Consider the following 23,932-nt stretch of genomic DNA (forward strand, 5'->3'; position numbering starts at 1 on the left):
CCGGTCACTCCGTCTGGAGACTGTCCGCCCACCTGCCGATGTCGCCGCGTTCCAGTGCGAGCGCCAGCAGTTCCGGGAACCTGTCCGGGGTGCAGGCGAACGCCGGAATGCCGAGCCCACCCAGGGCAGCCGCGTTGTCGTGGTCGAACGACGGGGCGCCGTCGTCGGACAGCGCCAGCAGAACCACCACCTGGACGCCCGCGTTCTTCATCGCCGCCATCCGCCGCAGCATCTCCGCGCGGATCCCGCCCTCGTACAGGTCCGAGATCAGCACGAACAGCGATTCGGTCGGCCTGTCGATCAGTGACTGGCTGTAGGCGATGGCCCGGTTGATGTCGGTGCCGCCTCCGAGTTGCGTGCCGAACAGCACGTCGACGGGATCGGACAGCTTGTCGGTGAGGTCGACGACTGCCGTGTCGAACACGACCAGCGACGTCTTCAGTGCGCGCATCGAGGCGAGCACCGCGCCGAACACGGACGCATACACGACGCTCGACGCCATCGACCCGGACTGGTCGATGGCGAGGACGACGTCGCGGTGCACGGCCTGCGATCGGCGGCCGTACCCGAGCAGTCGCTGCGGTACCACCGTCTTGTACTCGGGGAGGTAGTGCGCGAGGTTGGCGCGGATGGTGCGATTCCAGTCGATGTCGCGGTACTTGGGGTTGGTGATGCGGGCCGACCGGTTCAGGGCACCGGTGACGGCGGTCCTGGTCTTCTGCGCGATCCGTTCCTCCACCTCCCGGACGACTTTCTCGACGACCATCCGGGCGGTGGCCTTGCTGGTCTCGGGCATCACCCGGTTCAGGCTCAGCAGCGTGCCGACGAGGTGGACGTCCGGTTCGACGGCGTCGAGCAGCTCGGGTTCGAGGAGCAGCTGGGTGAGGCCGAGCCGGTCGATGGCGTCCTTCTGCATCACCTGCACGACGCTGCTCGGGAAATAGGTGCGGATGTCGCCGAGCCAGCGCGCGACCTTCGGCGCCGATCCGCCGAGACCCGCGCCGCGACGGCGGCTCTTCGACCCTTCGCTGCTGGTGTCGTACAGGGCTGCCAGAGCGCCGTCCATCGCCGCGTCCGTCTTGGACGCGAGACCGCCGGTGGATTCCTCGGCGGCGTTGCCGAGCAGCAGTCGCCACCGCCGTAGCCTCTCCGCGTCGTCGGTCACGACGTCACCCCCAGAATGTCCGCGACGGTCCGGATCGCGATCGTGCCCCGCCGAGCGTCGACCTCGGCGCGGGCATCTGCCGTGGACCCGCCCTCCACGGACTGCCCGATCGCCCGGCGTTCCCCGGTTTCGAACCCGCCGAACGTGCGCCGCAGCAGTGGCAGCACGTCGACGAAGTCCTGCTCGCGCAGTCCCGACACCCATCCGTCGAGGAGTCGCAGCAGTTGCCGGTCGTGGACCAGCAGCAGCCCCCCGCCGCCGAGGAAGCCGTCGACCCACCCCGCCTTGGCGGACGGATCGGCGCCGACGGACAGCGCCCGCGACAGTCGGGTGGTGGACTCGGTTTCGCTGACGGCACCTGCGTCGCGGAGCAATCGGACCATGCGTCCGATCACGAGGCCGTTCACGTCGCTGCGGTCGACGAGGCCGGCGAGTGTGCCGAGCCACCGCGCCGACGCGCGATCGTCGTCGCGCAGCATCACCGCCGCGTGGACGTCGTCGACGGCGCGGCGCAGGTCGAGTGCGCTGTCGTCGTCCAGACCCGACAGCGCCGAGGGCAGTCCCGCGCAGACGCGGACGAGCAGGCTGTCGGTGACGCGGGTGAGGGACGTGACGTCGGTGCCGCGGACGTCGCCGTAACGCAGTGTGCGGGTGAGCGCGGGCAGGGCCTCCATCAGGTGCATCACATCGTGGTCGAGCGTGGCCGCCGTCTCCAGCGCACGCAACAACTCGGCCAGCGCATCCCCGAGATCCGACAGCAGTGCCTGCTCGAGCAGCCCGGTGAGCCGGGCGAGGGAGACGTCACGGGACGACGCCTCCTCGCGCACCTTCGCTGTCGCCGCGGCCTCGACGGTGGTGCCCCACAGCGACGCCTCGATGATCGACACCGCCAGTTCGGGTTTCCAGGTGAGGGACCACGTCTCACGGAACGTGCCGGTGCCACGGACGTCGCTGTCGGCAGGCGTGCCCCAGCCGACACCGAGGATCTGCAACCGGTGCAGGAGCCGGGATCGTGCGACGTCGTTGTCTCTGCGCAGGTCGAGGTCGATGGTCTTCTCGGTGGCCTGCTGCTTGAGCCGCAGAGTCTTCGCCCGCGCCCGCAGGTCGGCGTCGAGGGGGACCGTCGGGGTGTCGGCCGGGACGGCGCCGAGTGCCTCACCGACGACGAGTCGCCGCGTGATCAGGTCGAGCAGGACGTCGTCGCCGTCGCACATCACGGCGCGGGTGGCCTCGGTGACCTCGGAGAGACCGGCCAGCGGCCGCGCGCGCATCGCAGCCAACGTCTCTGCGAGACGGACGGATTCGATGACGTGTGCACTCGACACCGGAAGGTCCTCGTCCCGCAGCACGCGCGCGACCTTCGTGAGCCATCGGGTGATCGTCCGGTCCGGGGCGGTGAACAGGTGGTGATACCAGCCGGGAGAGGTGATCCCGGCGCCGTATCCCGATGCCGCGGACAGCCGCGAGTGGGTCCACGGCACCCACGTGAGCGAGGTCTTGATCTTGGGGATTCCCTTGAGGATTCGCGCGTCGGCGGTGGCCGGTCCGAGAGGTCCGGTGAGTGCCGGGGCGTGCCACGCGCCGCACACCACCGCGATCCGCTGCGCGCCGCCCTTGATCACCTTCCGCAGCGTCTGGCGCATGTACGCCTCGCGCCTGCTGGTGGGTTCGTCGAGTTCGACGGTGTCCCGCAGCGCGGTCATGGCGTCGGTGATCGCGTCGAACGAGTCGGGCCCCGAACCCGATTCGACGACGGCGTCCCACCAGCGTTCGGTGTCGTCGTAGCCCGCCGCGGCGGCCAACTGGGTCAGCGGATCCCCGGAACGGGGCTCGGAGTCGTCGGCGGCGAGGGTGTTGGCGGCAGGAAGGTCGCAGAAGCGGACGTCGACACCGCGCCCAGCCGCCCACGACAGCGCCTGCCACTCCGGGGAGAACACGGCGAACGGCCAGAACGCCGCGGTCCTGGGTTCGCCGGTGGCATACGCGAGCAGGGCCACCGGAGGCTCCATCGTGTCGGAGGCGGTCAGCGCGACCAGCGGATCGGCGTCCGCGGGCCCTTCGATCAGGACGGCGTCGGGGACGAACTCGTCGAGCGCGCGACGCACCGATCGTGCCGAACCGGGCCCGTGGTGGCGGATGCCGAAGACACGGACGTCGGAGTTCACCCCGTGACCTCGCGGCACGCCCGGTAGAAGTCGGCCCAGTCCTCCCGTTCGCGGACCACGGCCTCGAGGTATTCCGTCCACACCACTTTGTCGGCCACCGGGTCCTTCAGCACGGACCCGAGGATGCCGGCGGCGACGTCGGACGGACGGAGCACCCCGTCACCGAAGTGCGCGGCGAGGGCGAGTCCGTTGGTGACGACGGAGATCGCCTCCGCCGTCGACAGCGTTCCGGACGGCGACTTCAGTGTGGTGCGACCGTCGCTGGTGACGCCCGATCGGAGTTCGCGGAAGACGGTGACCACGCGCCGGATCTCGTCGACGGTCGCCGGGACCTCCGGCAGTTCCAGCGAGGACCCCAGTTGCTCGACGCGCCGCGCGACGATGGCGACTTCGTCCTCCTCGTTGGCGGGCAGGGGCAGGACCACCGTGTTGAAGCGCCTGCGCAGCGCGGAGGACAGTTCGTTGACGCCGCGGTCGCGGTCGTTCGCGGTGGCGATCAGGTTGAAACCCTTGGCGGCCTGCACCTCGGTGCCCAGTTCGGGGATGGGGAGCGTCTTCTCCGACAGCACGGTGATGAGTGCGTCCTGCACATCGGCGGGAATGCGGGTGAGTTCCTCGACCCGTGCGATCCGCCCGCCCTGCATTGCCGTCATGACGGGGGACGGAACGAGTGCGCCCGCTGTCGGGCCTTCGGCGAGAAGCCTCGCATAGTTCCAGCCGTACCGGATGGCCTCCTCCGGTGTCCCCGACGTTCCCTGGACGAGCAGGGTCGACTCGCCGGAGACCGCCGCCGACAGGTGTTCGGACACCCACGTCTTGGCGGTCCCGGGGACGCCGAGCAGAAGCAACGCGCGATCGGTCGCGAGCGTCGCGACTGCCACTTCGATGAGCCGGCGCGGACCGACGTACTTGGGGGAGATGACGGTGCCGTCGTCGAGTTCGCCGCCGAGCAGGTACGTGACGACCGCCCACGGAGACAATTTCCACGACGGTGGCCGGGGCCGGGTGTCGTGCGCGGCGAGGGCGGCGAGTTCGTCGGCGTAGGCCTGCTCGGCGTGGGGTCGTAGCAGGTGGGCCTGGGCGGCCGCGATCTCGGTCACTCGAGCTCCTTCAGGACTGTTCTGCGATGGTCGATGTTGGTGGCGACAGCGGCGAACGCCTGGTGCCAGCCGGGGTCACGGGTGCGTTCGGCGGCCGCTCGGAGCAGCGGCGCCGCCGCGAACGGGAAGTGCGTCTCGGCGCTGCGGAGGGTCGAGTAGTGGCTGTGCCGGGAGAACTGCCCGAGGTCCTTGCCGGTCTCGGCGTGCCGCCCGGCGACGTCCTCGAGGCGAGCGATCACCCGCTCGGCCAGGTCGAGCGGCCAGGGGTGGGGCAGACCGTCGAACAGGGCGGCGCCGTCGACGCCCAGCAGGTAGGAGTCGGCGCGACCCGACAGGATGTATGCGAGGCGTTCGCGGGCGGGAACGATCGGTACGACGCGACGTTCGGTTTTCCGACCTTCGCGGTGTAGCAGAGCCGACGCCCAGCGCGGATTGCGCTGCAGCACGGTGGCCGTGGTCCACGCCTCCATCATCACCTCCCGCCACTGGTCTTCGATCCGGATCTCCAACGCGGTGGAGGCGGAGCCGATCATGCCTTCCCACACCGACAAGGGGGCGGCGGTCACCACCATCCGCAACCACCAGCTGCGGATTCCCTTGTTCTTGAAGTGGACGTCCTCGATGCCGTCGCGCCGGGCCGAATCGTCCAGGGAACCGGGCATGTTCACCACGAGACGGGTGCGCAGCGGCTTCTTCTCCACCCGCACCCATGCCCGGGCGCGAGCGGCCATCCGCTCGGCGTATGCGGAGTTCGGCAGCTGCCGCAGCAACTGGACCGCTTGCTGGCGCACCTCTTTCCGCCGGTCGTCGAGCGCGTGCTCGAGCAATGCGGAGTCGGCGTCGCCGAGCCCCGTGCCGAGGACGGCGATGAACGCCGCCCGGTGCTCGCCCCGTTCGGAATCCCAGGTGCGGCTCAGTTCGGCCATCGCGATCGCCGGGTCCACTGCCCGCATCGTCGTGAGCCATTGCAGTCGTTCCTGGTGTGCGCCGTGCGTCCACACGTCGGTGCGGTCGGGCCGGCGGACCAGCGTCGACCAGTCCGGGTTCTTTGCGGCGAGCCACTGGCCGCGGGGGCCCACCAGCCGGAGGATGCTTTCGCGGTGGGTGTCGTTGCTGCGGGCCACGGCCATCAGGTCGGCGACGAGATGATCCGGTGCGCGGTAGTTCCGCTCGGCCACGACCGCGAACCACTCGGTGAGCGTCCACGACTTCGCGGCGAGCAATTTCATCAGATGCGACGCGGACGCGGGCGGCAACTGCAGCCTCGGATCGTCCTCGGCGGGTGCGGGCAGCACGTGCGCGGAGGCGGCGACTCCGCCGTCGCGGTACGCGTTCTCGAGCGCGGCGGCGCCCAGCAGAGTCTCGGCCGGATCACCGATGACCGACTGTGCCAGTTCGCCGGTGGCCAGATCCTGGAACGTCGGGGCGGACCGTGCCGTGCCGAGAAGGGCGGCGGAGAGGAGTTCGCTCATCGCCGGCTCCCCGCCGCCACGGCCGAGGGCGTGCCTGCCCCGAGCGGGTACACGTCGCCGCGATCGAACACCGACACGGGAACAAGTGACTCGCTGGTCCACTCCCCGAACACGGTGACGGGACGGCCGCCGGACATTCCGAGGAGCCGCCACAGGACCGGGTCGTCGCCGGACAGCGGCAATGCGCGCCCCTGCGCGTCGACGAGAAACCAGTGCCCGTCGTCGATTGCCGGGGTGACGCCGGTGAGCAGCGCCGGCCACGACCGGACCCACGGGTCCGCTCCGACCGCGGCGGCGAAGTGGTCGAGAGCGGTGTCGATGTCGCTCGGAGCGACGGTGGTGAACGGTTCGGCGGTGTCGTGGGCGTCGCCGAACCGGGCGCGCAGCGGCGCGGCGCCGGGGTAGAAGTGCAGGGTGGCGTCGACGAGCGATCCGAGCGGCGGGACCTCTGTCGAGAAGTTCGCGGAGCCGTGCGCGAAGTCCAGGAGGATCGCGCGGCGACCGTGGTCGCGGCCGATCAGCCACACCTTGCGGGTGAAGAGGCGTTTCTCTTCGGTGGTCTGCATCCCCAGGACCATCCACCGGTCGCGGACTCCCGGCTCGCTGCGCACGCTGTCGGTGGCCACCGGGTATCCCACGTGCGAGCGCACCGACGCCTGCAGGGGTTCCGGTAGTTCGCTCAGACGGCGGTGGGCGACGACGAGAAGGTGCAGTCTGGCGTACTCGCGGAGTAGCCGGTCCGGCCAGTCGGCCCGGGTGGCCACGACGATCGGCAGGCGACGCAGGGCGGACGCGACGCCGGGCGCCTGCGCGTCGACCATGCGGGCCGCGATGGCGTCGAACGCGGCTGCCGAGATGTCGGCTGCGCCGAGCCCGCCGCGGATCTGGTCGGTGAGCCACAGGTCGAGTTCGTCGAGGCCCGCCGTCACCCGCTCGGCCCGGCGTTCGGTGGCCTTCACACCGGCCGTTTTGGTGGCCGCAGCCGCAGGCACGGCTGCCCGCCCGGCCCTGCGGCTCAGCCAGTCCGCCGCGAACGGGGGCGGTTCGGACGGCTCCGGGACCCGGCCCTGCGACCAGATCAGCAGCAGGCCGAGCGTGTGTTTGCAGGGAAACTTCCGGCTCGGACACGAGCAGTTGTACGCAGGGCCGGAGAGGTCGACGACCGATCGATAGGGGCTCTTACCGCTGCCCTGGCACAGTCCCCACAGTGCGTTGCCGTTGCTGCCCGTCTCCGACCACGCGGCCGACAGCTTTCCGGCGGCAGCGAGCGAGCCGGCATCGGGGGCGACCGATGCGACCTGTCCCTCCGACCAAGGCGACGTCACTCCGCCACCGTAGGGGAGTTGTCCGACAGGAAGGGAGGAGGGTGCGCGGAATTGTCGGCCAACTTCGGTGTGGACGTCGGCCTCCCGTGTCAAGCTGTCGTCAGGTACGACAGCGAGGGAGTGGGCCGGTGATCCACGGAAGGTATTTCGAGTTCAAGGGTCGTCCCGCCGTGCGGTTCCGGTGCACGTACCCGTTCTCCGTCCAGAGGCTGTGGGAGGCGGTGTCCGAGCCGGCCGAGCTCGCGCACTGGTTTCCGTCGCGGGTCCGCATCGACACCTACGCCGGTGGTGACATCGAGTTCTTCCCCGAACCGCACAGCGACCCCGAGACGGGGACGGTCCTCGTCTACGGCGCCCCGTACACGCTCGCGTTCACGTGGGGCGGGGACGAGATCCACTTCGAGGTCGAACCGACCGCGGAAGGGTGCGCCCTGACGCTCGTGAACGTCCTCGAGGTCCGCAACACGGCGGCCAGGAACGCCGCCGGGTGGAGTGTCTGCCTCGCCGACCTCGACCGGCACCTCGACGGCTCCGACGCGCCCGGTCACCGTGGAGATGCGTCGGCGGATTGGCGCCCGTTCTATCAGACCTATTTGGGGGAGGGGATGCCGTCCGGTGCGCAGATCCCCGGGGAGTCCGCCTGACCGTGGCCGGCGGCGGTCCGGCGGCGAGGGCGTTCGAACAGGCTCTCCACGTCCGACGCCGGCTCGTCCGGCTCCTCGACCGCGATGTTCCCGCCGGTCCTCAGCCATCCGTTGCGCAGCGAAGACGTCAACCAGTTGTCCAGCGCGGCTTGGGTTTCGAACTTCAGCACGATCACGCAGACATCGGAGGTGCTGCTCTCCTTGAGCCATCCTCCGCCGAGGAATCCGGGGAACAGCCGGGCGAGCCCGAGTCCAGTCTGGATCCAGTCCGCGAACTCCTCGTCGCAGCCGGGGAGGACCCGGCGGACGATGGTCGTCGTGACGGACGCATCCACGGGCCCGGCTGTTCCGGCGCCCTCGGCCGCGTGCTCCATCGTTTCCTACCTCGGTTCTGCTCACCCCCGTGACACGTGCCACCTCAAACTACCAGCGGATACGACGTCACAGGTCGTAGAAGGGCGCGGCGTACCTGAACGTGCCGGTGATGCTCGGATCCCAGCGTGCGAGCCGGCGGACCTGGAAGTGGGACGACCACGAGGGCTGGTCCGGTTCGATCCCGACCGACGTTCCCGAGACGAAGCCGAACCGCGGGTAGTAGTCGAGGTGACCGAGCAGTGCCACCAGGGGTTCGTCCCTGGCGTCGGCACCGCCGAGCGCGGCGTGCATCAGTGCCGAACCCACCCCGTCTCGCTGGAGGCCGGGGAGTACACCGATCGGACCGAGCGCGAGTACGTCCGTGGAGTCGACGGTCGCGCGGGTCAGGCACACGTGGCCGGCGACCGACCCCGCCAGTTCGGCGACGAGGGACAGTCGTGGAATCCACGCGTCGCTCGACCGCAACCGGGCCACGAGGCCGACCTCGAGGGGAGCGTCGCCGTCGAAGGCCTGCCGGTGCACTTCCGCCACCGCATCGATGTCGCCCGGATTCTCGCGTCTGATCAGCATGCGCACAGAGTGCATCGACGGGCACGCGGTCGCAACGGATTTCTGACGGCGCCCGTTGTCCGGCCGGTAGCGGTGCGCTGAAAGCGTTCTCCAATTGTGACCGTGTGACATTTCCCGCCGACTGAATTTCCGAGGCATCAATAGCAATATGGGCAGAACGTGAGTCGAGCAAAGGACAACGGGAATCGGGGTGCGGGTGGTCGAGGCCAGAGTGGTCGGATACAGTTGCGGTGTGCAACACAACGAGGTCGAGCCGGAGGAAACGCCCGCATCGGGCGTGGTGGCCGTCCATGACGAACTCGTCCGCCTCGTCCGTCAACTGGTCGCCGGAGACCGCCCTCCCGTCGGATCCCCGACGTTCGCTCAACATTCGCTGCTCTCCTTCGTCGCCCGCAATCCGGGATGCCGGGCCACCCAGATCTCGGACGCATTCGGTGTGCACCGCTCCACGGTGTCGCGTCAACTCCGGGGCTGCATCGACGAGGGTTGGGTGCACGCCGAGCCGGGACCGCTCCGCAGCGGACACCCGTTGAGCCTCACCGACGGCGGCGTCGCGGTGCTGGCCGGCGCCGACGCACGCCGGGTGGAGGAAGTCCGCGACCGGGTGGCCTCGTGGTCGGACAGCGAAATCGCCGCGTTCGCCCGGCACCTCCGGAAGTTCCGCCAGGGCGGCGACACCGACCACGACAGCATCGGAGACGACACCCGTGCGTGAGTACACCAGCGGCCCGACGTTCACCGTCTCCGACCACGAGAACGCCGTGCTGAGGGTATTCGCGCACGCCGAGAGCCACCCGGATCGGGTGATGTACACGCGTCCGGAGGCCGGCGGGTGGGTCGACGTGACGGCCAAGGACTTCGGCGCGCTCGTCATCGGGGTCGCGAAGGGGTTGATCGCCAACGGTGTCCGGCCCGGCGACCGCGTGGCACTGCTGTCGTCGACGAGATTCGAGTGGTCGCTGCTCGACTACGCGATCTGGGCGGCGGGCGCCGCGTCCGTTCCGATCTACGACTCGTCCTCGCACGACCAGATCCGGTGGATCATCGAGGATTCGGGGGCCGTCGCGGCGCTCGTGGAGACTCCCGCCCACGCGTCGAGTTTCGAGGGCGACGGCATCCCCTACACGCTGAAGCGCATCCTCACCATCGACGAGGACGCGGTGGGCACGCTCATCAAGGACGGGTTGTCGATCGACGATTCCGAGGTGTTCAAACGGGTGGTGGCGCTGACCGCCAACGATCTCGCCTCGCTCGTGTACACGTCCGGGACCACCGGTCGCCCCAAGGGCTGCATCCTCACCCACCGGAACTTCCTGTCGGAGGTGCGGGCGTTGCTCGCGGCACCGATCGGCGACGTCGCCCGGCCGGGCAACCGCGTCCTGACGTTCCTTCCGCTGGCACACGTGCTGGCGCGTGCGGTGTCGCTGGCGATGTTCGAGGCCGGCGCGACCCAGGCGCACTGGTCCGACTTCGGCACGGTCACCGGGGAATTCGAACGTTTCCGGCCCAACACCATTCTCGGCGTTCCCCGCGTGTTCGAGAAGGTGCGGGACGGTGCGGCGCGCAAGGCGGCGTCGGCGGGCGGGCTGCAGAAGCGGATCTTCGACTTCGCCGAGGCCACGGCGGTGGCGTACAGCGAGGCCCAGGACACGGGTGGCCCGTCGCTGCGGCTCCGGCTCGAGCGTGCCCTCGCCGACAAGCTCGTCTACGCGAAACTCCGTGCCGCCCTGGGTGGCGACTGCTGGTGGGCGATCTCGGGTGGCGGAGCCCTGATGCCGAGCCTCGGTCACTTCTTCCGGGGCATGGGAGTTCCGGTCTACGAGGGCTACGGCCTCACCGAATCGACTGCCGCGCACTGTGTCAACGTCCCCGGTGCGCAGAAGATCGGGACGGTCGGTCGGCCCCTGGGTGGTAACAGTGTGCGCATCGCCGAAGACGGTGAGATCGAACTGCGCGGCGGCGTCGTATTCGGCGGTTACTGGCGCAACGAACACGCCACCCGGGAAGTGCTCGACGACGGCTGGTTCCGCACCGGCGATCTCGGCGACCTGGACGACGAGGGTTACCTGACCATCACCGGCCGCAAGAAGGATCTGCTGGTCACCGCAGGCGGCAAGAATGTGTCGCCGGGCCCCCTCGAGGACCGGCTGCGCTCGCACACCCTCGTCTCGCAGGCCGTGGTGGTGGGGGACGGCCGCCCGTTCATCGGTGCCCTGCTGACCGTCGATCCTCAGGAGTTCGACAAGTGGAAGTCCGCGCACGGCAAGCCGTCCGACGCCACCGTGGCGGACCTGCGCGACGACGAGGAGCTGCGCGGGGATCTGCAGGACGCGGTGGACGACGCGAACACCACCGTCTCGCACACGGAGTCGATCAAACGGTTCGTCGTCCTCGGCCGCGACCTCACGGAGGCCGACGGGGAGCTGACCGCCACGCTGAAGATCAAGCGTCCCGTGGTGACCGAGCGCTTCGCCGACGACATCGCGAGCCTGTACCGGCGGGGCTGACCCGTTACGGTGGCGGCATGACAACAGCTTTCGTTCTGTCGGGTGGGGCGAGCCTCGGTGCCATCGAGGTCGGCATGTTGCAGACCCTGATCGGCAGGGGAATTCGGCCGGACCTCATCGTCGGCACGTCCGTCGGCGCGCTCAACGGCGCCTGGCTCGCCGGCGGCTCCTCCGACTCGGACCTGCGTGAACTCGCAGATCTGTGGCGCGGTCTCACCCGCAGTGCGGTGTTCCCCACCGGATTGCTCACCGGATTCACCGGTTTCGTCGGCCTCCGGAACCATCTGGTGTCCAACCGCGCCATCCGGAGGCTGCTGGAGCAGAATCTCCGGTTCGAACGGATGGAGGACGCGCCCATCCCGCTGCACGTCATCGCCGCCGACGTCCTGACCGGCAAGGACGTCCGGCTGTCGACGGGGCCGGCCGTCGACGCCGTCACCGCCAGCGCGGCGCTGCCCGGCATCCTCCCACCCGTGGTGATCGACGGCCGGGCGCTGATGGACGGTGGGGTCGTCAACAACACCCCCATCTCCCATGCGATCGAGCTGGGGGCCACAACCGTGTGGGTGCTCCCCACCGGATATGCCTGCACCCTGTCGAAGGTCCCCGGAAGTGCCCTGGGCATGGGGTTGCTCGGTGTGACCCTCGCGATCAATCAGCGGCTCGCCCTCGACATCGAGCGGTACGAGAGCGCCGCCGACATCCGGGTGGTGCCCCCGCTGTGCCCGCTGGACACGAGTCCCGCCGACTTCGGCGACGCCGACGAGCTGATCACGCGGGCTCGGGAGCAGACCGCGAAGTGGCTCGACGAGGCGCGGGTCGTCGAGGTCGGTCAGGCCGATCTGCTGCTGCCGCACGTGCACGGATAACCGTCAGCGGCACCCCGCGGCCGCAGGCACCCCGGCAAGTCGCTCGTCGATCCAGCGCACCACCTCGGGTAGCGCGAACACGGCCGCGGTGAGGTGCTCGCCGAACTGTGGGGCGTAGGTGACGTCGCCGCCGCCGCGGCACCACTCCTGCTGCAGCGCGATCACCCCGTCCTCCGGAATCCACTCGTCGCCGAGGAACACTCGCGACGACCCGTGATACAGCAGCACCGGTGTGGCCGGGGTGAGCGCGCCCATCCTGTTCTCTGCGACCACCGTTCGGGCCGTGGGACTGCCGAACGGATCGGGCACGGCCGCGAACAGTTCGGCGGGCAGCGAGGCGATCCCCGCCGGTGCGAGCGCCAGGATGCACTGGTCCTTCAACGGGGACGTCGCCAGCAGCACACCGAGCGGATTCGCCAGTGTCAGCATTTCCGGGTACTCGCGGGCGAGCCCGAGGACGGCGGACAGGTACAGACCCGAACCGAGCTGGCCGTTCATCGTCCTGCGCAGCAAACCGAAATCGGCGGGTATCCCGCCTGCAGCGGCGCCGGCGAGCTCGACGTCCGGCGCGTACGACGGTTGCAGTTGCGCTGCCCAGCCGGTGGCGATCGCACCACCGCTGTATCCCGTCGCGACGACCGGACTGTCCGAGAGCCCGAGACCGGGTAGACGCTTCATGCCGCGGATGCTGTCGAGCACGGCATGTCCGGCCATTCGTCCCGCGCTGTACGCCATCCGCGGTCCCTGGTGGTCGGGCACGAGCACCGCGTAGTTCTTCGCGAGGAACAGCGACAGCACCGGTGGGATGTCCAGGTCGAGGGTCTGCCAGTCGTGCACCATCTTGTAGGACGGGGTGCACCGGGCGCCGAGGGAGTCGATGGGCATGTTGTAGTCGACCACCGGTCGCGGTCCCGGTGCCGTCCACGCCGCGGTCGGCACCAGGACCGTCGCGGTCACCGGCACGGGACGGTCCTTGGAGTCGTTGGAACGCACCATGATCTGGTGGGCCCGGTGCGGCACCAGCGTATTCGGGAATGCACGGAGCGTCACCTGCCGTGAGCGGATGATCTCGCCGGCACCGAACTCCGCGACGTTCGGTGGCCACGCGAAGAAGTCGTCGTCCAGAATGGGGGACGGGAGAATGGATTCGGTCCCCAGGGGCTGGGCGGAGGCACGTGGAGGGTGGGCGCAGACCAACGCGGCTGCGCAGGTGGAGAGTGTCATCAGGACCACTGCACGAAACAGCTTCATCGCTACCACCGCCTGAGGTAACTGTCCCAGAATGTAACTGTAACTCCAGTCACATCATCGCAGATCGACACGGGTACAGCGGTGGTTTGTTTTCGCCGCGGGGTGGTTACTGTGTGTGCATGGCGGTCACCGTGGAGCGGGCAGTACTCGAGCAGGCTGAAGACATCGTTCAGATGCACTGGGACGCTGAGGATTGGATCCTGGCCAGGGAACTCGACGCACCCGCCCGGGGTGAGGTGTCGCTCGCCGACGTTCGTGAACAGATCGAGTTCGGGGAATGGCGTGTCGCGTTGTTCGCGGGGATCGTGGTGGGGGCGCTGCGGGTGCTGCGATCCGATCCGGACGTGTGGATCGAGGACGACATCCCGGCCGCCTACGTGGCCCGGGTCATGACCGATCGCCGGCACGCCAGCGCGGGACTCGGCGCCCAATTGCTCCGGTGGGTCGACGAGCACGCCCGCTCCGAGGACGCGTCCGTCGTCCGGCTCGAGTGCGTCGAAACCAACGCCCGGCTCCGTGACTACTACGAGGAGCAGGGTTTCTTCCTGGTGGGTCGCAGGGACTTCGAGGTGGAATGGCCGAGCGTCGTGCTCATGGAGAAATCCCTGCACTGACCGTTCACAGCGGGTCGAGGATGCGGTGCAGGAACTGGCGCAGCCTCGGCCCGGTCGGATTGGCGAGCACGTCTTTCGGTGTGCCGCGCTCGAGAACGACACCGTTGTCGACGAACAGCACCTGGTCCGCCACCTGCTGCGCGAACCGGATCTCATGGGTGACGATCACCATCGTCCAGCCCTCGGTCGCGAGATCCCGGATCACCCGCAACACCTCGCCGACCAGTTCGGGGTCGAGTGCGGACGTGGGCTCGTCGAACAACATCAGTTTCGGCTTCAGGGCGAGCGCCCGGGCGATACCGACCCTCTGCTGCTGACCGCCCGACAGTTGGTACGGGTACTGGTCGGCCTTCTCCGCCAGGCCGACCTGGGTGAGCAACCGCATCGCGTCCGCGTGCGCCTCTGCCTTGGGGCGTTTCTGCACCACGATCGGGCCCTCGGTGACGTTCTGGATCACCGTCTTGTGCGGAAACAGGTTGTGGGCCTGAAACACCATGCCGCTCTGCCCGCGGAACGTGGCCAGCGTCGACCGGTCCACCTTGGCGCCGAAGTCCACGGACACGTCACCGATGGAGATCGTCCCGCGGTCCGCCACGTCGAGGGCGTTGAGGGTGCGCAACACCGTCGTCTTGCCGGAGCCCGACGGCCCGATGATGACGGTCACCGTACCTGCCCCGACGTCGAAGCTGATGTCGCGCAGGACGTGATGGTCGCCGAACGACTTCTCGACGCCGGATACCTGAAGCAGGGGAGGGGTGTCGGTCATTTGGCCACATACCTGTCGAGTCGGGCTTCGAGCCGGCCCTGGACGGCCGACAGGAAGATGCAGATCACCCAGTAGTACAGCGCGGCGACGCTGTAGAGCGCGAAGAAGTCGAACGTCGGTGCGGCGGCGAGCTGGGCGACGCGCAGCAGTTCGGTCACCAGGATCGTCGATGCCAGCGAGGTGTCCTTCACCAGCGAGATCAGTGTGTTCGACAGCGGCGGCACCGCGACCCGTGCGGCCTGCGGCAGGACGATCCGCTGCAATGTGGTGGTGTACCCCATCCCGATGGTCTGCGCTGCTTCCCACTGCCCCTTGGGGATCGACAGGATCGCCGACCGGATCACCTCGGCGGCGTACCCGCCGACATTGAGGCTGAACGCGATCACGGCCGCCGGGAAGGGGTCGAGAACCACGCCGAACTGGGGCAGCGCGTAGAACACGATGAACAACTGCACCAGGAGCGGCGTGCCGCGGATGATGGAGACGTAGAACCGGGCGATCACCGACAGCGGTCTGATCGACGAGATCCGGGCGAGCGCCACCAGCAACGCGATGACGAGCCCGATGCTGAAGCTGATGATCGTCAACGGAATCGTCATGGTGACCGTGGCCTTCAGCATCGGCCACAGGTTGTCCAGAATCAGCTGGACTGTTGCGTCGTCCACAGGCAGGCTCTCAGTTGGTCGGTGCCGAGACGTCGGTGCCGAAGTACTTCTGCGAGATCTGGGCGAGGGTTCCGTCGGCGCGCAGTTCGTCCAGGGCCTTGTCGATGTCGGGCATCAGACCGCTGTCCTTGCGGGCGGCGAACGCCTGCTCGCTCGTGTCACCGGTCTCGGCGGCTACCTTCACACCGGTGTCGCTCGTCTGCTTCTGGTATTCGGCGACGGCCAGATTGTCGTTGACGGTGGCATCGACGCGGCCGTCCTTGAGCAGCGTGATGGCCTGCACGAAGCCCTCGACGGATTCGACGTTCGCACCCGCGTCCCTGGCGACCTGCGCCCAGTTACTGGTCGCCGACTGCGCCGTCGTCTTGCCGTTCAGGTCGGCGAGCGAGGTGATCGAGTTGTCGTCGGCGCGGGTGACGATCACACCCTCGGAGTAGGTGTACGGCGTCGACAGGTCGTACTTCTGGGTGCGTTCGTCGTTGACGGTCACCTGGTTGGCGACGAGGTCGTAGCGTTTCGCTTCGAGGCCCGCGAAGATCGAGTCCCACGGTGTCTGCGTGAACTCGACGGAGACACCGAGCTTGTCACCGACCGCGCGGATGACATCCACGTCGTACCCGGTGAGCTGACCGTCGGGACCCTGGTAGCTGAACGGTGTGTACGTGCCCTCGGTGCCGACCTTCAGGACCCCGGCCTCGCGAACCTGGTCGATGACCGGCCCCGAGTCGGAGTTCCCACACCCCGCCAGCGACAGCGCGGTCAGGACGGTGATCAGGACGGCCGGAAGTGTGCGTCGCACGGGGTTCCTCCTCTGTCGGCGGATCAGCTAACCGTACTGGTCGAACGCTACCCGGATAGGATCTTCCGGGTCCCCTCAGGAAGAAGGATTGTCGCGTCGTGCCCTCTCTCGCTCTCCGACGGCCGGTGTGGCTGCATCCGACGGTGTTTCGTATCGAGTCGTTGTCCGCGCTCGTCGTGGCGATGGCGCTCATCCCGGAGGCGTTGTCGTTCTCCATCATCGTGGGTGTCGATCCGCGGGTGGGGCTGTTCACCGCCGCGATCATGGCGATGACCATCGCGTTCACCGGTGGCCGTCCCGCGATGATCTCCGCGGCCACCGGTTCGGTGTCGCTGGTGCTGGCCCCGCTCATGGCATCACACGGATTGCAGTACCTCATTGCTGCCGTCTTCCTCGGCGGTGCGATGCAGATCCTCCTCGCCGTCCTCGGGGTGGCGCGGCTCATGCGGTTCCTGCCTCGCAGCGTGATGGTCGGGTTCTGCAACGCGTTGGGAATCCTCATCTTCGTTCACCAGTTCCCGTATCTGACGAACGTTCCATGGGCGGTGTACGCGCTCCTCGCCGCCGGTCTGGCGCTGCTCGTGTGGATCCCGAAGCTGACCACGGCGGTGCCCGCCCCGCTGCTGGTGATCGTCGGTCTCACCGCGTTCACCGTCCTCGCTGGTGTCGCGGTGCCCACCGTCGGGGACCAGGGTGAACTGCCCGACGGACTGCCGACTCTGATCGGGCTGCCGGACGTTCCGCTCACGGTCGACACCCTGAAGATCATCGCCCCGTTCGCGCTGGCGATGGCCGTCGTCGGACTGCTCGAATCCTTGATGAGCGCCAAACTCGTGGACTCCGTCACCGACACACATTCGGACAAGACTCGGGAGTCGTGGGGCCAGGGCGTCGCGAACATCGTGACCGGACTCTTCGGCGGCATGGGCGGGTGCGCACTGATCGGGCAGACCATCATCAACGTCAAGACCGGTGGGGCGCGAACCCGCTTGTCGACGTTCCTGTCCGGTGCGTTTCTGCTGATTCTCGTGGTCGGGCTCGGCGACGTGGTGGGGACCATTCCGATGGCCGCGCTCGTCGCCGTGATGGTGCTGGTGGCCGCCACGACCTTCGACTGGCACAGCGTCCGCACGCTCCGGCGGATGCCGCTGAGCGAGACGATGGTGATGCTCAGCACTGTGGCGGGCACCCTGGCCACCGACAATCTCGCGATCGGTGTGGGAGTCGGCGTGCTGGTGGCGATGGTTCTGTTCGCGCGCCGGGTGGCCCACATGGTGGACGTGCGCGGCGAACTCGACGGCGACGTCAAGACGTACCGGGTGAGCGGTCAGCTCTTCTTCGCCTCGTCCAACGACCTCGTGTTCTCGTTCGACTACGCCGACGACCCCGGCCGCGTCGTGATCGATCTGTCGGGCGCCACCATCTGGGACGCGTCCACCGTGGCCGCGCTCGACGGCATCACCACCAAGTACGCGAGTCGCGGCACCGACGTCACGGTGGAGGGCCTGAATCCGGTCAGCGAGGAGCGGTACCGCAGGCTGACCGGCCGCCTGGGCGACTAACCTGCGGTTTCCCGCAGGTACGCGAGGTCCTCGGCGAGTCCCTCCGCCGGCGTCTCGAGGACGACCGGCGCATCGGCGGTACGCACGACCTCGGCGAGCAGTTCTGGGTCGATGGTTCCGTCGGCGAGGTTGGCGTGCCGGTCGCGGGCCGAGTTGAACTCGTCACGGGAGTTGTTGAGGTGCACCAGGTCGATGCGTCCGGTGATGGCCTTGATGCGTTCGACGACACCCACCAGCTCCTCACCGCCCGCCCATGCGTGACAGGTGTCGAGGCAGAATCCGGCACCGAAATCGCCGACCTCCTGCCACAGCCGGTCGATGGCGTCGAAGTGCCGTGCCATCGCGAAGTCGCCGCCTGCCGTGTTCTCGATGAGGATGGGGACCGGGAATCCACCCTTGTCGGCCTGGCGTTCGAAGAGTTTGCGCCAGTTGACGATCCCCGCGTTCACGTCCTCGCCGTCGCGCACGTGCCCGCCGTGGACCACCAGCCCGACCGCGCCGATGTCGGCGGCGGCCTGGGCCTGCTGCGCGACGGCGTTACGGGAGGGCATCCGGAGCCTGTTGTTGAGGCTGGCCACATTGATCACGTACGACGAGTGCACGACGACGTCGATCGGGCTGTTCCGGATCTCGTCGGTCCGCGGATGCGTCGGCGGTTTCTCCCACTTCTGCGGGTCCGTGAGGAACATCTGAATGACGTCGGCGCCGAGCCGTTCGCCGTATCCGATCGGATCTTCGTCCTGGCGGACGTGTGCTCCTATGCGCATGTACTCAGGGTAGGGGGTGGGTGCGTCGACGCAGCTTGTGCTTGTCATCGCAGGCTTAAAGCTGGAGACGATCCCCTTTCTGCCTTTCTCGCACGTTAAGCTTGCACTGGCAGTCATAGGCATGGACTTCGGGACAGAATCGGCGCACACTGGCGTTAAGCATCCGTCGACAAGCATTGTCACCGATCAAGGAGGCTTCCATGGCTACCCCACGCCGCCGCGAGCGAACGGAGACCGGCGGGATCGCCGACGGTTTCGTGGCGCGGCGACACCAGCTCGGGCTGACGCAGGCAGAGCTGGCCGACCTGGCCGGGGTGTCGAGGTCGAGCGTGCAGTCGATCGAATCGGGTCGGGGGACCGTTCAACTGGATCTCGTCGACGCCGTCGCGGACGCAATGGGGTGCCGTCTGGCGCTCGTCACCCGCTCGGGTGTCGAGGTGGCGTCCTGATGGTCGAGAACCTCAGCAACGTCGACCGGGCCGACGTCTACAAGGGTGAGCGCCTCGCGGGCAGTCTCGTGCGGGAGGGCGGTGACGTCGTTTTCCGCTACGACGCCGCGTACCTGCAGGACCCCGGCGCCCCGCAAGTCGCGTGGACGATTCCCACATCGTCGACCGACGTGCGCGCGAGCGGGGGCAGCGTCCCGCCGTTCTTCGCGGGTCTCCTTCCCGAAGGAATCCGGCTGCGGGGCGCGGTGGCAGCCACCAAGACGTCCGAGGACGATCACCTCACGATCCTGATGGCGGTCGGGGCCGACACGATCGGCGACGTGCGCGTGCTGCCCGCGGGGGTACCGCCGCCCGAGACCGCACCGGTGTTCGACCCCGACGCGGTCGAACGCCAGGACCTGCGCGCGCTGTTCGAGCACATGTCGGGGCACGAGGCGGTGAAGCTGGACCCCACCTCGCTGCCCGGGGTGCAGGCAAAGGTGTCGGCTCAGATGTACTCGACGCCGATCGCGACCGAGAAGGGTCCCGCCATCCTCAAACTCTCGCCACCGCAGGGGTATCCGCAGCTGGTCGAGAACGAGCATTTCTTCATGGGACTCGCCGCGCAGTGCGGGCTGCCCGTCGCCGACCACCAGCTGGTGCGCGACGGGAAAGGCAATGCCGGTCTGCTCGTCGCCCGTTTCGACCGGCGAGTCGATTCGTCCGGCCGCGTCATCCGCACACCCCAGGAGGATGCGTGCCAGGTGATGGGGATGTTCCCCGCCGCCAAGTACCGGCTGAAGACCGAGAACGTGATCACCGCACTCGCCGGCGTGTGTGAGCGCGGCGGCGGCTCGGCGCGGGTGGCCACCCTGGAACTACTTCGGCTGGTGGCCTACTCGTACGCGATCGGCAACGGTGACCTGCACGGCAAGAACTTCTCGGTGCAGCTCGCCGAATCGGGGTTGTGGAGTGTCACACCCGCCTACGACCTGCTGTGCACCCAGCCATACCTCGGGTGGCGCGACCCGATGGCGCTCGACTTCTACGGCAAGGCGAACAAGCTGAACCGCAGGCACTTCGTCGAATCCGGTGGCCGGCTCGGTGTCCCCGAACGCGCGGTCACCAGAATGCTCGACGGCGTCCGCAAGGGCATCCGCCGTGGCATCGAGGAGATCGAGACGATCGGCTTCACCGCCAAGGAGAATGCCCAGCTGCGCACGCTGATGGAGCGGCGCTCGGACGAACTGGGCTGAGCCGGCTCACCACACCCGAAACGCGCTGTCCGAGAGCGTGAATCCGTGGCCCGCATCGCTGCGGCACGTGACCCCGGACGTCTCGTCGACGAGGCACGTCAAGTCGTTCACCTCCAACGCGGTGCCGTACGACAGTGCGGGGGCGGCAGATCGATCGAGCGGGTAGTACCGGGGGTCGCCGGCGCTGGCGAACTGACCGGGGCGGCTACCGGCGACCTCGATCGCGTTGGGCGTCACCGGGGTGCCGGACGCGCCCGCGCCCGGCACCTTCGGCGCCGACGCCGGCATCGGCCCGTGACAGCCGGCGGTCGGGACGTCGCCGCCGGTGAGGATCGCGCAATGGAACTTGGTGCTCGGCGTCGTGAAGTAGTAGCTCCCCGCCGCGGTGCCCGCAAACGTCTGCGGGTTTGCCTGGGCCGGGGTGGTCGTGGTCGTCGTGGTGGTGGGGCTCGTGGTCGTGGTGGTTGTAGTGCGCGTCGTTGTGGTGGTCGTCTTCGGTGCGGTCGTCACCGCCGGGGTGGTCGCGGGCCCCGCGACGGCACCGGTCTCGGGGGATCCGTCGACCGAGCGACCGCAACCAGCCACCACCAACGCCGTCGCGAACAGAAGCACCGCACGCACCGTGAAGGTCATGAGGGTGAGCCTAGAACCGCACCCCGCCTCGAGCGGTCGCGGCGCGTCGGACGAAATTCTGGGACAGTGGTGACCAGTGAACGGCCAGGAGGTCCGATGTCGGAAAGCACCCAGTACGAGGAGCGGCGTGCACGCATCTCCCTGCAGGTCCGCCAATGGTGTGAACGATCCGCGATCACGGGCACGCACGCCCCGTTGTCGGACGCCGCTGCCGTGCTGATCGCCGCCGGACACCTCGATTCGCCCACCCGGCAGGTACTCACCCACCGGCGTCGCGCCGGCCGCACCATCCCGTCGATCGGCGGCTTCGGGGCACTGCGTCTGCTGACGGACGAGTACCACCAGGTGGTGCGCCGCGCCGACAGCCTCCGTTCCGGACCGGCGCAACTACTGTTCAAATACCGTGCCACCGAACTGGGCCGCAAGCTGCAGTCGTCTCGGTCTGCGGTCGTGATGTCGCCGGCGCACTACGGCAACGGTGTCCGGGCGATGCGCCGGGATCGGCGTGAGGGTGTCCATCTCGACCTCGACCAGCGTGAGGCGCTGTTCCGGGCGCTGCAACGCACACCGGCGCCGATCGCCGGCACCGCGCTCGAACGTGCAGGCAACTATGCCCGCGGCACCGCGGCGGAACGCCTCGGGCAGGCGGCCGAAAACACCCCGATGGCCGCGGTGGGCCGACGCGTCGCCGACGCCATCGGCAGGGGCGTCGATCTCGACAACGACAGATTCGCCGACTCGTACGACACCCTGCTCTACCTGTCGGGGATGCTCTTCGACAGGATCGACGGTTCCGCAGTCTGGCATTCGGAGCACTTCGCGATCCAGCGATACCAACTCGACCTCGCCGAAGAACTGACACAGATCGCCGTCGACACCGTGGCGCTGCGCGGAATCCGGACCGAACTCGACGAAGCGCTGCACGCCACCCATTCCGACACGGCCCGTCAACAGATCGAGGCCCGGCAGAACGCGCTGAAACCGGTGTGGGATCAACTGGTCGACCGCGTCGCCGCACTCGCACGAATCGGCGACCTGCTGTCCCGAGCCGAGGTGCAACTGCGGTCCGTGCTGGCGGTCAACCGGGCGATGAGCCTCGACAGCCGCATCGACGAACTCATCTCACGTTCCGGCGACCGTGAGCTGTCGGCGGAGAACACCCATCACGTCGGCGATCAGTTCGGCGGGGTGGAGGAGCTGATGCTCACCTACCAGTCGGCGCTGTACGGAGACATCGCCGAACTCACATCCTGGTCGGGTGGGAACAAGTGACATTCACCGCGCTGGGAGACGAATCGTTCGTCTCCCTCACCACGTTCCGCCGGTCCGGGGAGCCCGTGTCGACGCCGGTCTGGATCGCGCGTGACGGCGACGCTCTCATCGTCACCACTCCGGAGGAAAGTGGAAAGGTGAAGCGGCTACGCAACAACGGGAGCGTCGAACTTCGCCCGTGCTCTCGGCGAGGAAGGGTGGACGCTGGGGTCGACCCGGTTGCCGCAGTGGCCGAGATCGTCACCGACGAGTCCATCAGCCGAAGGATGGCCGACACGATCCGGGACGCGTACGGACTGGAATACCGGATCGTCATGTTCGTCGAACGCGTCCTCGCGCGTCGGCAGAAGCCACGTGTGCTGTTGCGGATCACCCCGGTGACCGAGAGGGTAACCCCCACCACCTCATGACGCGCGCAGATGCGCCGGGTCCGGGAGCGGCGGCGCGGCCGAGCGGTAGTGGTGCCCGGTCGGGGTGCCCACGTCGATGAGGTGGGTGCCGCCGGGGTTGTGTACCGGGCGGGCGGTCCATCCGTCGCCTTCCTTCGCGTAGTTGCAGGCCTCGCACAGCCCGGACCCGTTGTCTGCCGTCGTGGGACCGGATTCTCGGCGTGAGCGAATGTGGTCGTGATGCCGGATCGGCGCATCACACCACGGGGTGCGGCACGTCCGGTCCCGCAGGTCGATCAGCGTCCTCAGGCTCTTCGGGAAGGTGCGCGACTGCGATTCCATCGCCGTCAACGCCCCCGACTGCGGGCACGAATACACCCGCCGCACCGACGTCTCGATATCACTATCGACGGCGTCCGCCAACAGTCGCCGGGCGATTCCTGCCGGCACCGGCCCGAACCCCTGCAACTGCGCGGCCTCGTGCCCACCGGCAAGCAAGGTCTCGTCCGAGAGCACGAGGTTCACCGCCACCGGCACACCCGACGCCACTGACGCTCCGGTGCCGCGCTCGAACAACAGGTCCACCATCAGCTGACTGCGGGTGCGACCTCCACTGTTCCCGGTGGCGATCAGGCTGTCCGCATCCCGGCCGAGCGTGGCCTGCAGGCACACCGCCTGCTCGACCGGCATCAGCACGCTGAGATACGCCATCGAATCCTGCGCCGGACGGGTCGTGACCCGACGCTCGGACACCGCCTTCCGATGCCGGCGCATCACGGCCGCGGCGTCGAGTTCGACCGCCAACGCTTTCGCCTGCGCGATCAGACCGCGGTCGCCGACGCCGTCGAGAGTGGCCGGGTCCGAACACAACCGGCGGTCCACGTTTCCCCGATCCTGCGCCGACAGGCACGCCGTTTCCCGCACCAACAGGGTGGCGCGCCATTCGTTCAACCGGCCCGACCGCAACAGGGCCAGGGTGTGGGGCATATCGTGCACCAGGGCCTGCGCGAAATCGAGATGCCGACCGCCGCGGTTCGGGGATTCCCTGCGCGCCAATGCAATCTGCGACGCAATCCCGCGGTCCCAGTCCGCCCGCGGCAACCCTCGAGCCCTGCGGTCCGCACGAATGCACGTGGCGACACCGTCGGTGATCACCGCCTGTACCGCACACCCGACCGACTTCAACGACTCGATCGCATCGAGCCACTCGATCCCCAACCCCGCGTCCCCACCCGCCTCGACGCATCGCAGCCGCGCCGTGAATGCACGCAACTCGTCCAGATCCACCGCCATCACTTCCCCCACAACCAACCTCCCCCAAGGTTATTCGAATGCATG

24 protein-coding genes are annotated in these 23,932 nt (G+C 68.4%); 10 read left to right on the top strand and 14 right to left on the bottom strand.

The features are described 5' to 3' along the window. Positions 1–4: 4 nt before the first annotated feature. The 5 genes from DTA22_RS29850 to DTA22_RS29870 are packed head-to-tail and all read right to left on the bottom strand — an operon-like array spanning position 5 to position 7,227. Positions 5–1,165 (bottom strand): VWA domain-containing protein, encoded by a 1,161-nt coding sequence (locus DTA22_RS29850; RefSeq protein ID WP_112301827.1) that lies wholly within the window; start codon positions 1,163–1,165, stop codon positions 5–7. Next, positions 1,162–3,330 carry a DUF5682 family protein gene (locus DTA22_RS29855; protein WP_174233885.1) on the bottom strand — a complete coding sequence of 723 codons (2,169 nt, stop codon included), beginning with the start codon at positions 3,328–3,330 and terminating at the stop codon, positions 1,162–1,164. Before DTA22_RS29855 ends, DTA22_RS29850 begins: the two co-directional genes overlap by 4 nt. Beyond that, positions 3,327–4,430 carry an ATP-binding protein gene (locus DTA22_RS29860; protein ID WP_037238549.1) on the bottom strand — a complete coding sequence of 368 codons (1,104 nt, stop codon included), beginning with the start codon at positions 4,428–4,430 and terminating at the stop codon, positions 3,327–3,329. Before DTA22_RS29860 ends, DTA22_RS29855 begins: the two co-directional genes overlap by 4 nt. Next, positions 4,427–5,902 (bottom strand): DUF5691 domain-containing protein, encoded by a 1,476-nt coding sequence (locus DTA22_RS29865; RefSeq protein ID WP_112301829.1) that lies wholly within the window; start codon positions 5,900–5,902, stop codon positions 4,427–4,429. Before DTA22_RS29865 ends, DTA22_RS29860 begins: the two co-directional genes overlap by 4 nt. Next, positions 5,899–7,227 (bottom strand): SWIM zinc finger family protein, encoded by a 1,329-nt coding sequence (locus DTA22_RS29870; protein ID WP_112301830.1) that lies wholly within the window; start codon positions 7,225–7,227, stop codon positions 5,899–5,901. Before DTA22_RS29870 ends, DTA22_RS29865 begins: the two co-directional genes overlap by 4 nt. A 128-nt stretch (positions 7,228–7,355) precedes the next feature. Here DTA22_RS29870 and DTA22_RS29875 point away from each other — a divergent pair, with 128 nt between their 5' ends. Next, positions 7,356–7,871, top strand: coding sequence for an SRPBCC family protein (locus DTA22_RS29875; RefSeq protein ID WP_037238558.1), 516 nt, complete (start codon positions 7,356–7,358; stop codon positions 7,869–7,871). Here the strand turns inward: DTA22_RS29875 and DTA22_RS29880 are convergent. Together DTA22_RS29880 and DTA22_RS29885 are read right to left on the bottom strand one after the other, a co-directional pair. Beyond that, complete coding sequence (locus DTA22_RS29880) at positions 7,817–8,245, bottom strand: antibiotic biosynthesis monooxygenase (RefSeq protein WP_005252244.1); 429 nt, start codon at positions 8,243–8,245, stop codon at positions 7,817–7,819. The genes DTA22_RS29875 and DTA22_RS29880 overlap by 55 nt on opposite strands. 67 nt (positions 8,246–8,312) lie before the next feature. After that, entirely contained in the window at positions 8,313–8,816 is a 504-nt protein-coding gene (locus DTA22_RS29885; RefSeq protein WP_112301831.1) for a GNAT family N-acetyltransferase, read from the bottom strand. 190 nt (positions 8,817–9,006) lie between these two features. Here DTA22_RS29885 and DTA22_RS29890 point away from each other — a divergent pair, with 190 nt between their 5' ends. Genes DTA22_RS29890 through DTA22_RS29900 form a run of 3 tightly spaced genes read left to right on the top strand, consistent with a single transcriptional unit; the run spans position 9,007 to position 12,192 of the window. After that, positions 9,007–9,531 carry a MarR family winged helix-turn-helix transcriptional regulator gene (locus DTA22_RS29890; protein ID WP_112301832.1) on the top strand — a complete coding sequence of 175 codons (525 nt, stop codon included), beginning with the start codon at positions 9,007–9,009 and terminating at the stop codon, positions 9,529–9,531. Then, positions 9,524–11,323: an AMP-dependent synthetase/ligase gene (locus DTA22_RS29895; RefSeq protein ID WP_112301833.1), complete on the top strand. Its 1,800-nt coding sequence runs from the start codon at positions 9,524–9,526 to the stop codon at positions 11,321–11,323. The genes DTA22_RS29890 and DTA22_RS29895 overlap by 8 nt, the downstream gene beginning before the upstream one ends. 17 nt (positions 11,324–11,340) lie before the next feature. Further along, positions 11,341–12,192 (top strand): patatin-like phospholipase family protein, encoded by an 852-nt coding sequence (locus tag DTA22_RS29900; RefSeq protein WP_112301834.1) that lies wholly within the window; start codon positions 11,341–11,343, stop codon positions 12,190–12,192. Between the two features lie 3 nt (positions 12,193–12,195). Here DTA22_RS29900 and DTA22_RS29905 read toward each other — a convergent pair whose 3' ends face one another. Then, positions 12,196–13,443 carry a lipase family protein gene (locus tag DTA22_RS29905; protein ID WP_037238571.1) on the bottom strand — a complete coding sequence of 416 codons (1,248 nt, stop codon included), beginning with the start codon at positions 13,441–13,443 and terminating at the stop codon, positions 12,196–12,198. Positions 13,444–13,562: 119 nt separating this feature from the next. On the opposite strand from DTA22_RS29905, the gene DTA22_RS29910 reads away from it, so the two are divergent. Continuing rightward, positions 13,563–14,057, top strand: coding sequence for a GNAT family N-acetyltransferase (locus DTA22_RS29910; RefSeq protein ID WP_037238573.1), 495 nt, complete (start codon positions 13,563–13,565; stop codon positions 14,055–14,057). A gap of 4 nt (positions 14,058–14,061) precedes the next feature. Here the strand turns inward: DTA22_RS29910 and DTA22_RS29915 are convergent, their stop codons facing one another. The 3 genes from DTA22_RS29915 to DTA22_RS29925 are packed head-to-tail and all read right to left on the bottom strand — an operon-like array spanning position 14,062 to position 16,287. Continuing rightward, positions 14,062–14,823, bottom strand: a complete 762-nt coding sequence (locus tag DTA22_RS29915) for an amino acid ABC transporter ATP-binding protein (RefSeq protein WP_112301835.1) — start codon at positions 14,821–14,823, stop codon at positions 14,062–14,064. Further along, complete coding sequence (locus tag DTA22_RS29920; RefSeq protein ID WP_037238579.1) at positions 14,820–15,488, bottom strand: amino acid ABC transporter permease; 669 nt, start codon at positions 15,486–15,488, stop codon at positions 14,820–14,822. Before DTA22_RS29920 ends, DTA22_RS29915 begins: the two co-directional genes overlap by 4 nt. A 10-nt stretch (positions 15,489–15,498) precedes the next feature. Further along, positions 15,499–16,287 carry an amino acid ABC transporter substrate-binding protein gene (locus tag DTA22_RS29925; RefSeq protein ID WP_011594807.1) on the bottom strand — a complete coding sequence of 263 codons (789 nt, stop codon included), beginning with the start codon at positions 16,285–16,287 and terminating at the stop codon, positions 15,499–15,501. A 98-nt stretch (positions 16,288–16,385) separates the two neighbouring features. On the opposite strand from DTA22_RS29925, the gene DTA22_RS29930 reads away from it, so the two are divergent. Continuing rightward, positions 16,386–17,849 (top strand): SulP family inorganic anion transporter, encoded by a 1,464-nt coding sequence (locus DTA22_RS29930; protein ID WP_005252262.1) that lies wholly within the window; start codon positions 16,386–16,388, stop codon positions 17,847–17,849. On the opposite strand, the gene DTA22_RS29935 is transcribed toward DTA22_RS29930, so the two are convergent. Next, positions 17,846–18,616: a deoxyribonuclease IV gene (locus DTA22_RS29935; RefSeq protein WP_037238585.1), complete on the bottom strand. Its 771-nt coding sequence runs from the start codon at positions 18,614–18,616 to the stop codon at positions 17,846–17,848. The two genes, DTA22_RS29930 and DTA22_RS29935, sit on opposite strands and share 4 nt — an antisense overlap. A 200-nt stretch (positions 18,617–18,816) precedes the next feature. On the opposite strand from DTA22_RS29935, the gene DTA22_RS29940 reads away from it, so the two are divergent. Next, entirely contained in the window at positions 18,817–19,065 is a 249-nt protein-coding gene (locus tag DTA22_RS29940; protein ID WP_037238588.1) for a helix-turn-helix transcriptional regulator, read from the top strand. Continuing rightward, a complete protein-coding gene (locus DTA22_RS29945) occupies positions 19,065–20,300 on the top strand; it encodes a type II toxin-antitoxin system HipA family toxin (RefSeq protein WP_037238591.1) in 1,236 nt (411 codons plus the stop codon). The genes DTA22_RS29940 and DTA22_RS29945 overlap by 1 nt, the downstream gene beginning before the upstream one ends. Positions 20,301–20,306: 6 nt before the next feature. On the opposite strand, the gene DTA22_RS36375 is transcribed toward DTA22_RS29945, so the two are convergent. Beyond that, entirely contained in the window at positions 20,307–20,933 is a 627-nt protein-coding gene (locus DTA22_RS36375) for a hypothetical protein (protein ID WP_174233886.1), read from the bottom strand. Positions 20,934–21,029: 96 nt separating this feature from the next. Here DTA22_RS36375 and DTA22_RS29960 point away from each other — a divergent pair, with 96 nt between their 5' ends. After that, positions 21,030–22,205, top strand: coding sequence for a hypothetical protein (locus DTA22_RS29960; RefSeq protein ID WP_112301917.1), 1,176 nt, complete (start codon positions 21,030–21,032; stop codon positions 22,203–22,205). Further along, positions 22,202–22,615: a PPOX class F420-dependent oxidoreductase gene (locus tag DTA22_RS29965; RefSeq protein WP_112301836.1), complete on the top strand. Its 414-nt coding sequence runs from the start codon at positions 22,202–22,204 to the stop codon at positions 22,613–22,615. The genes DTA22_RS29960 and DTA22_RS29965 overlap by 4 nt, the downstream gene beginning before the upstream one ends. Here the strand turns inward: DTA22_RS29965 and DTA22_RS29970 are convergent. After that, positions 22,610–23,887, bottom strand: a complete 1,278-nt coding sequence (locus DTA22_RS29970; RefSeq protein WP_409372735.1) for an HNH endonuclease — start codon at positions 23,885–23,887, stop codon at positions 22,610–22,612. The two genes, DTA22_RS29965 and DTA22_RS29970, sit on opposite strands and share 6 nt — an antisense overlap. Between the last annotated feature and the right edge of the window lie 45 nt (positions 23,888–23,932).

This window comes from Rhodococcus wratislaviensis, from assembly GCF_900455735.1.
Lineage (GTDB): Bacteria > Actinomycetota > Actinomycetes > Mycobacteriales > Mycobacteriaceae > Rhodococcus_F > Rhodococcus_F wratislaviensis.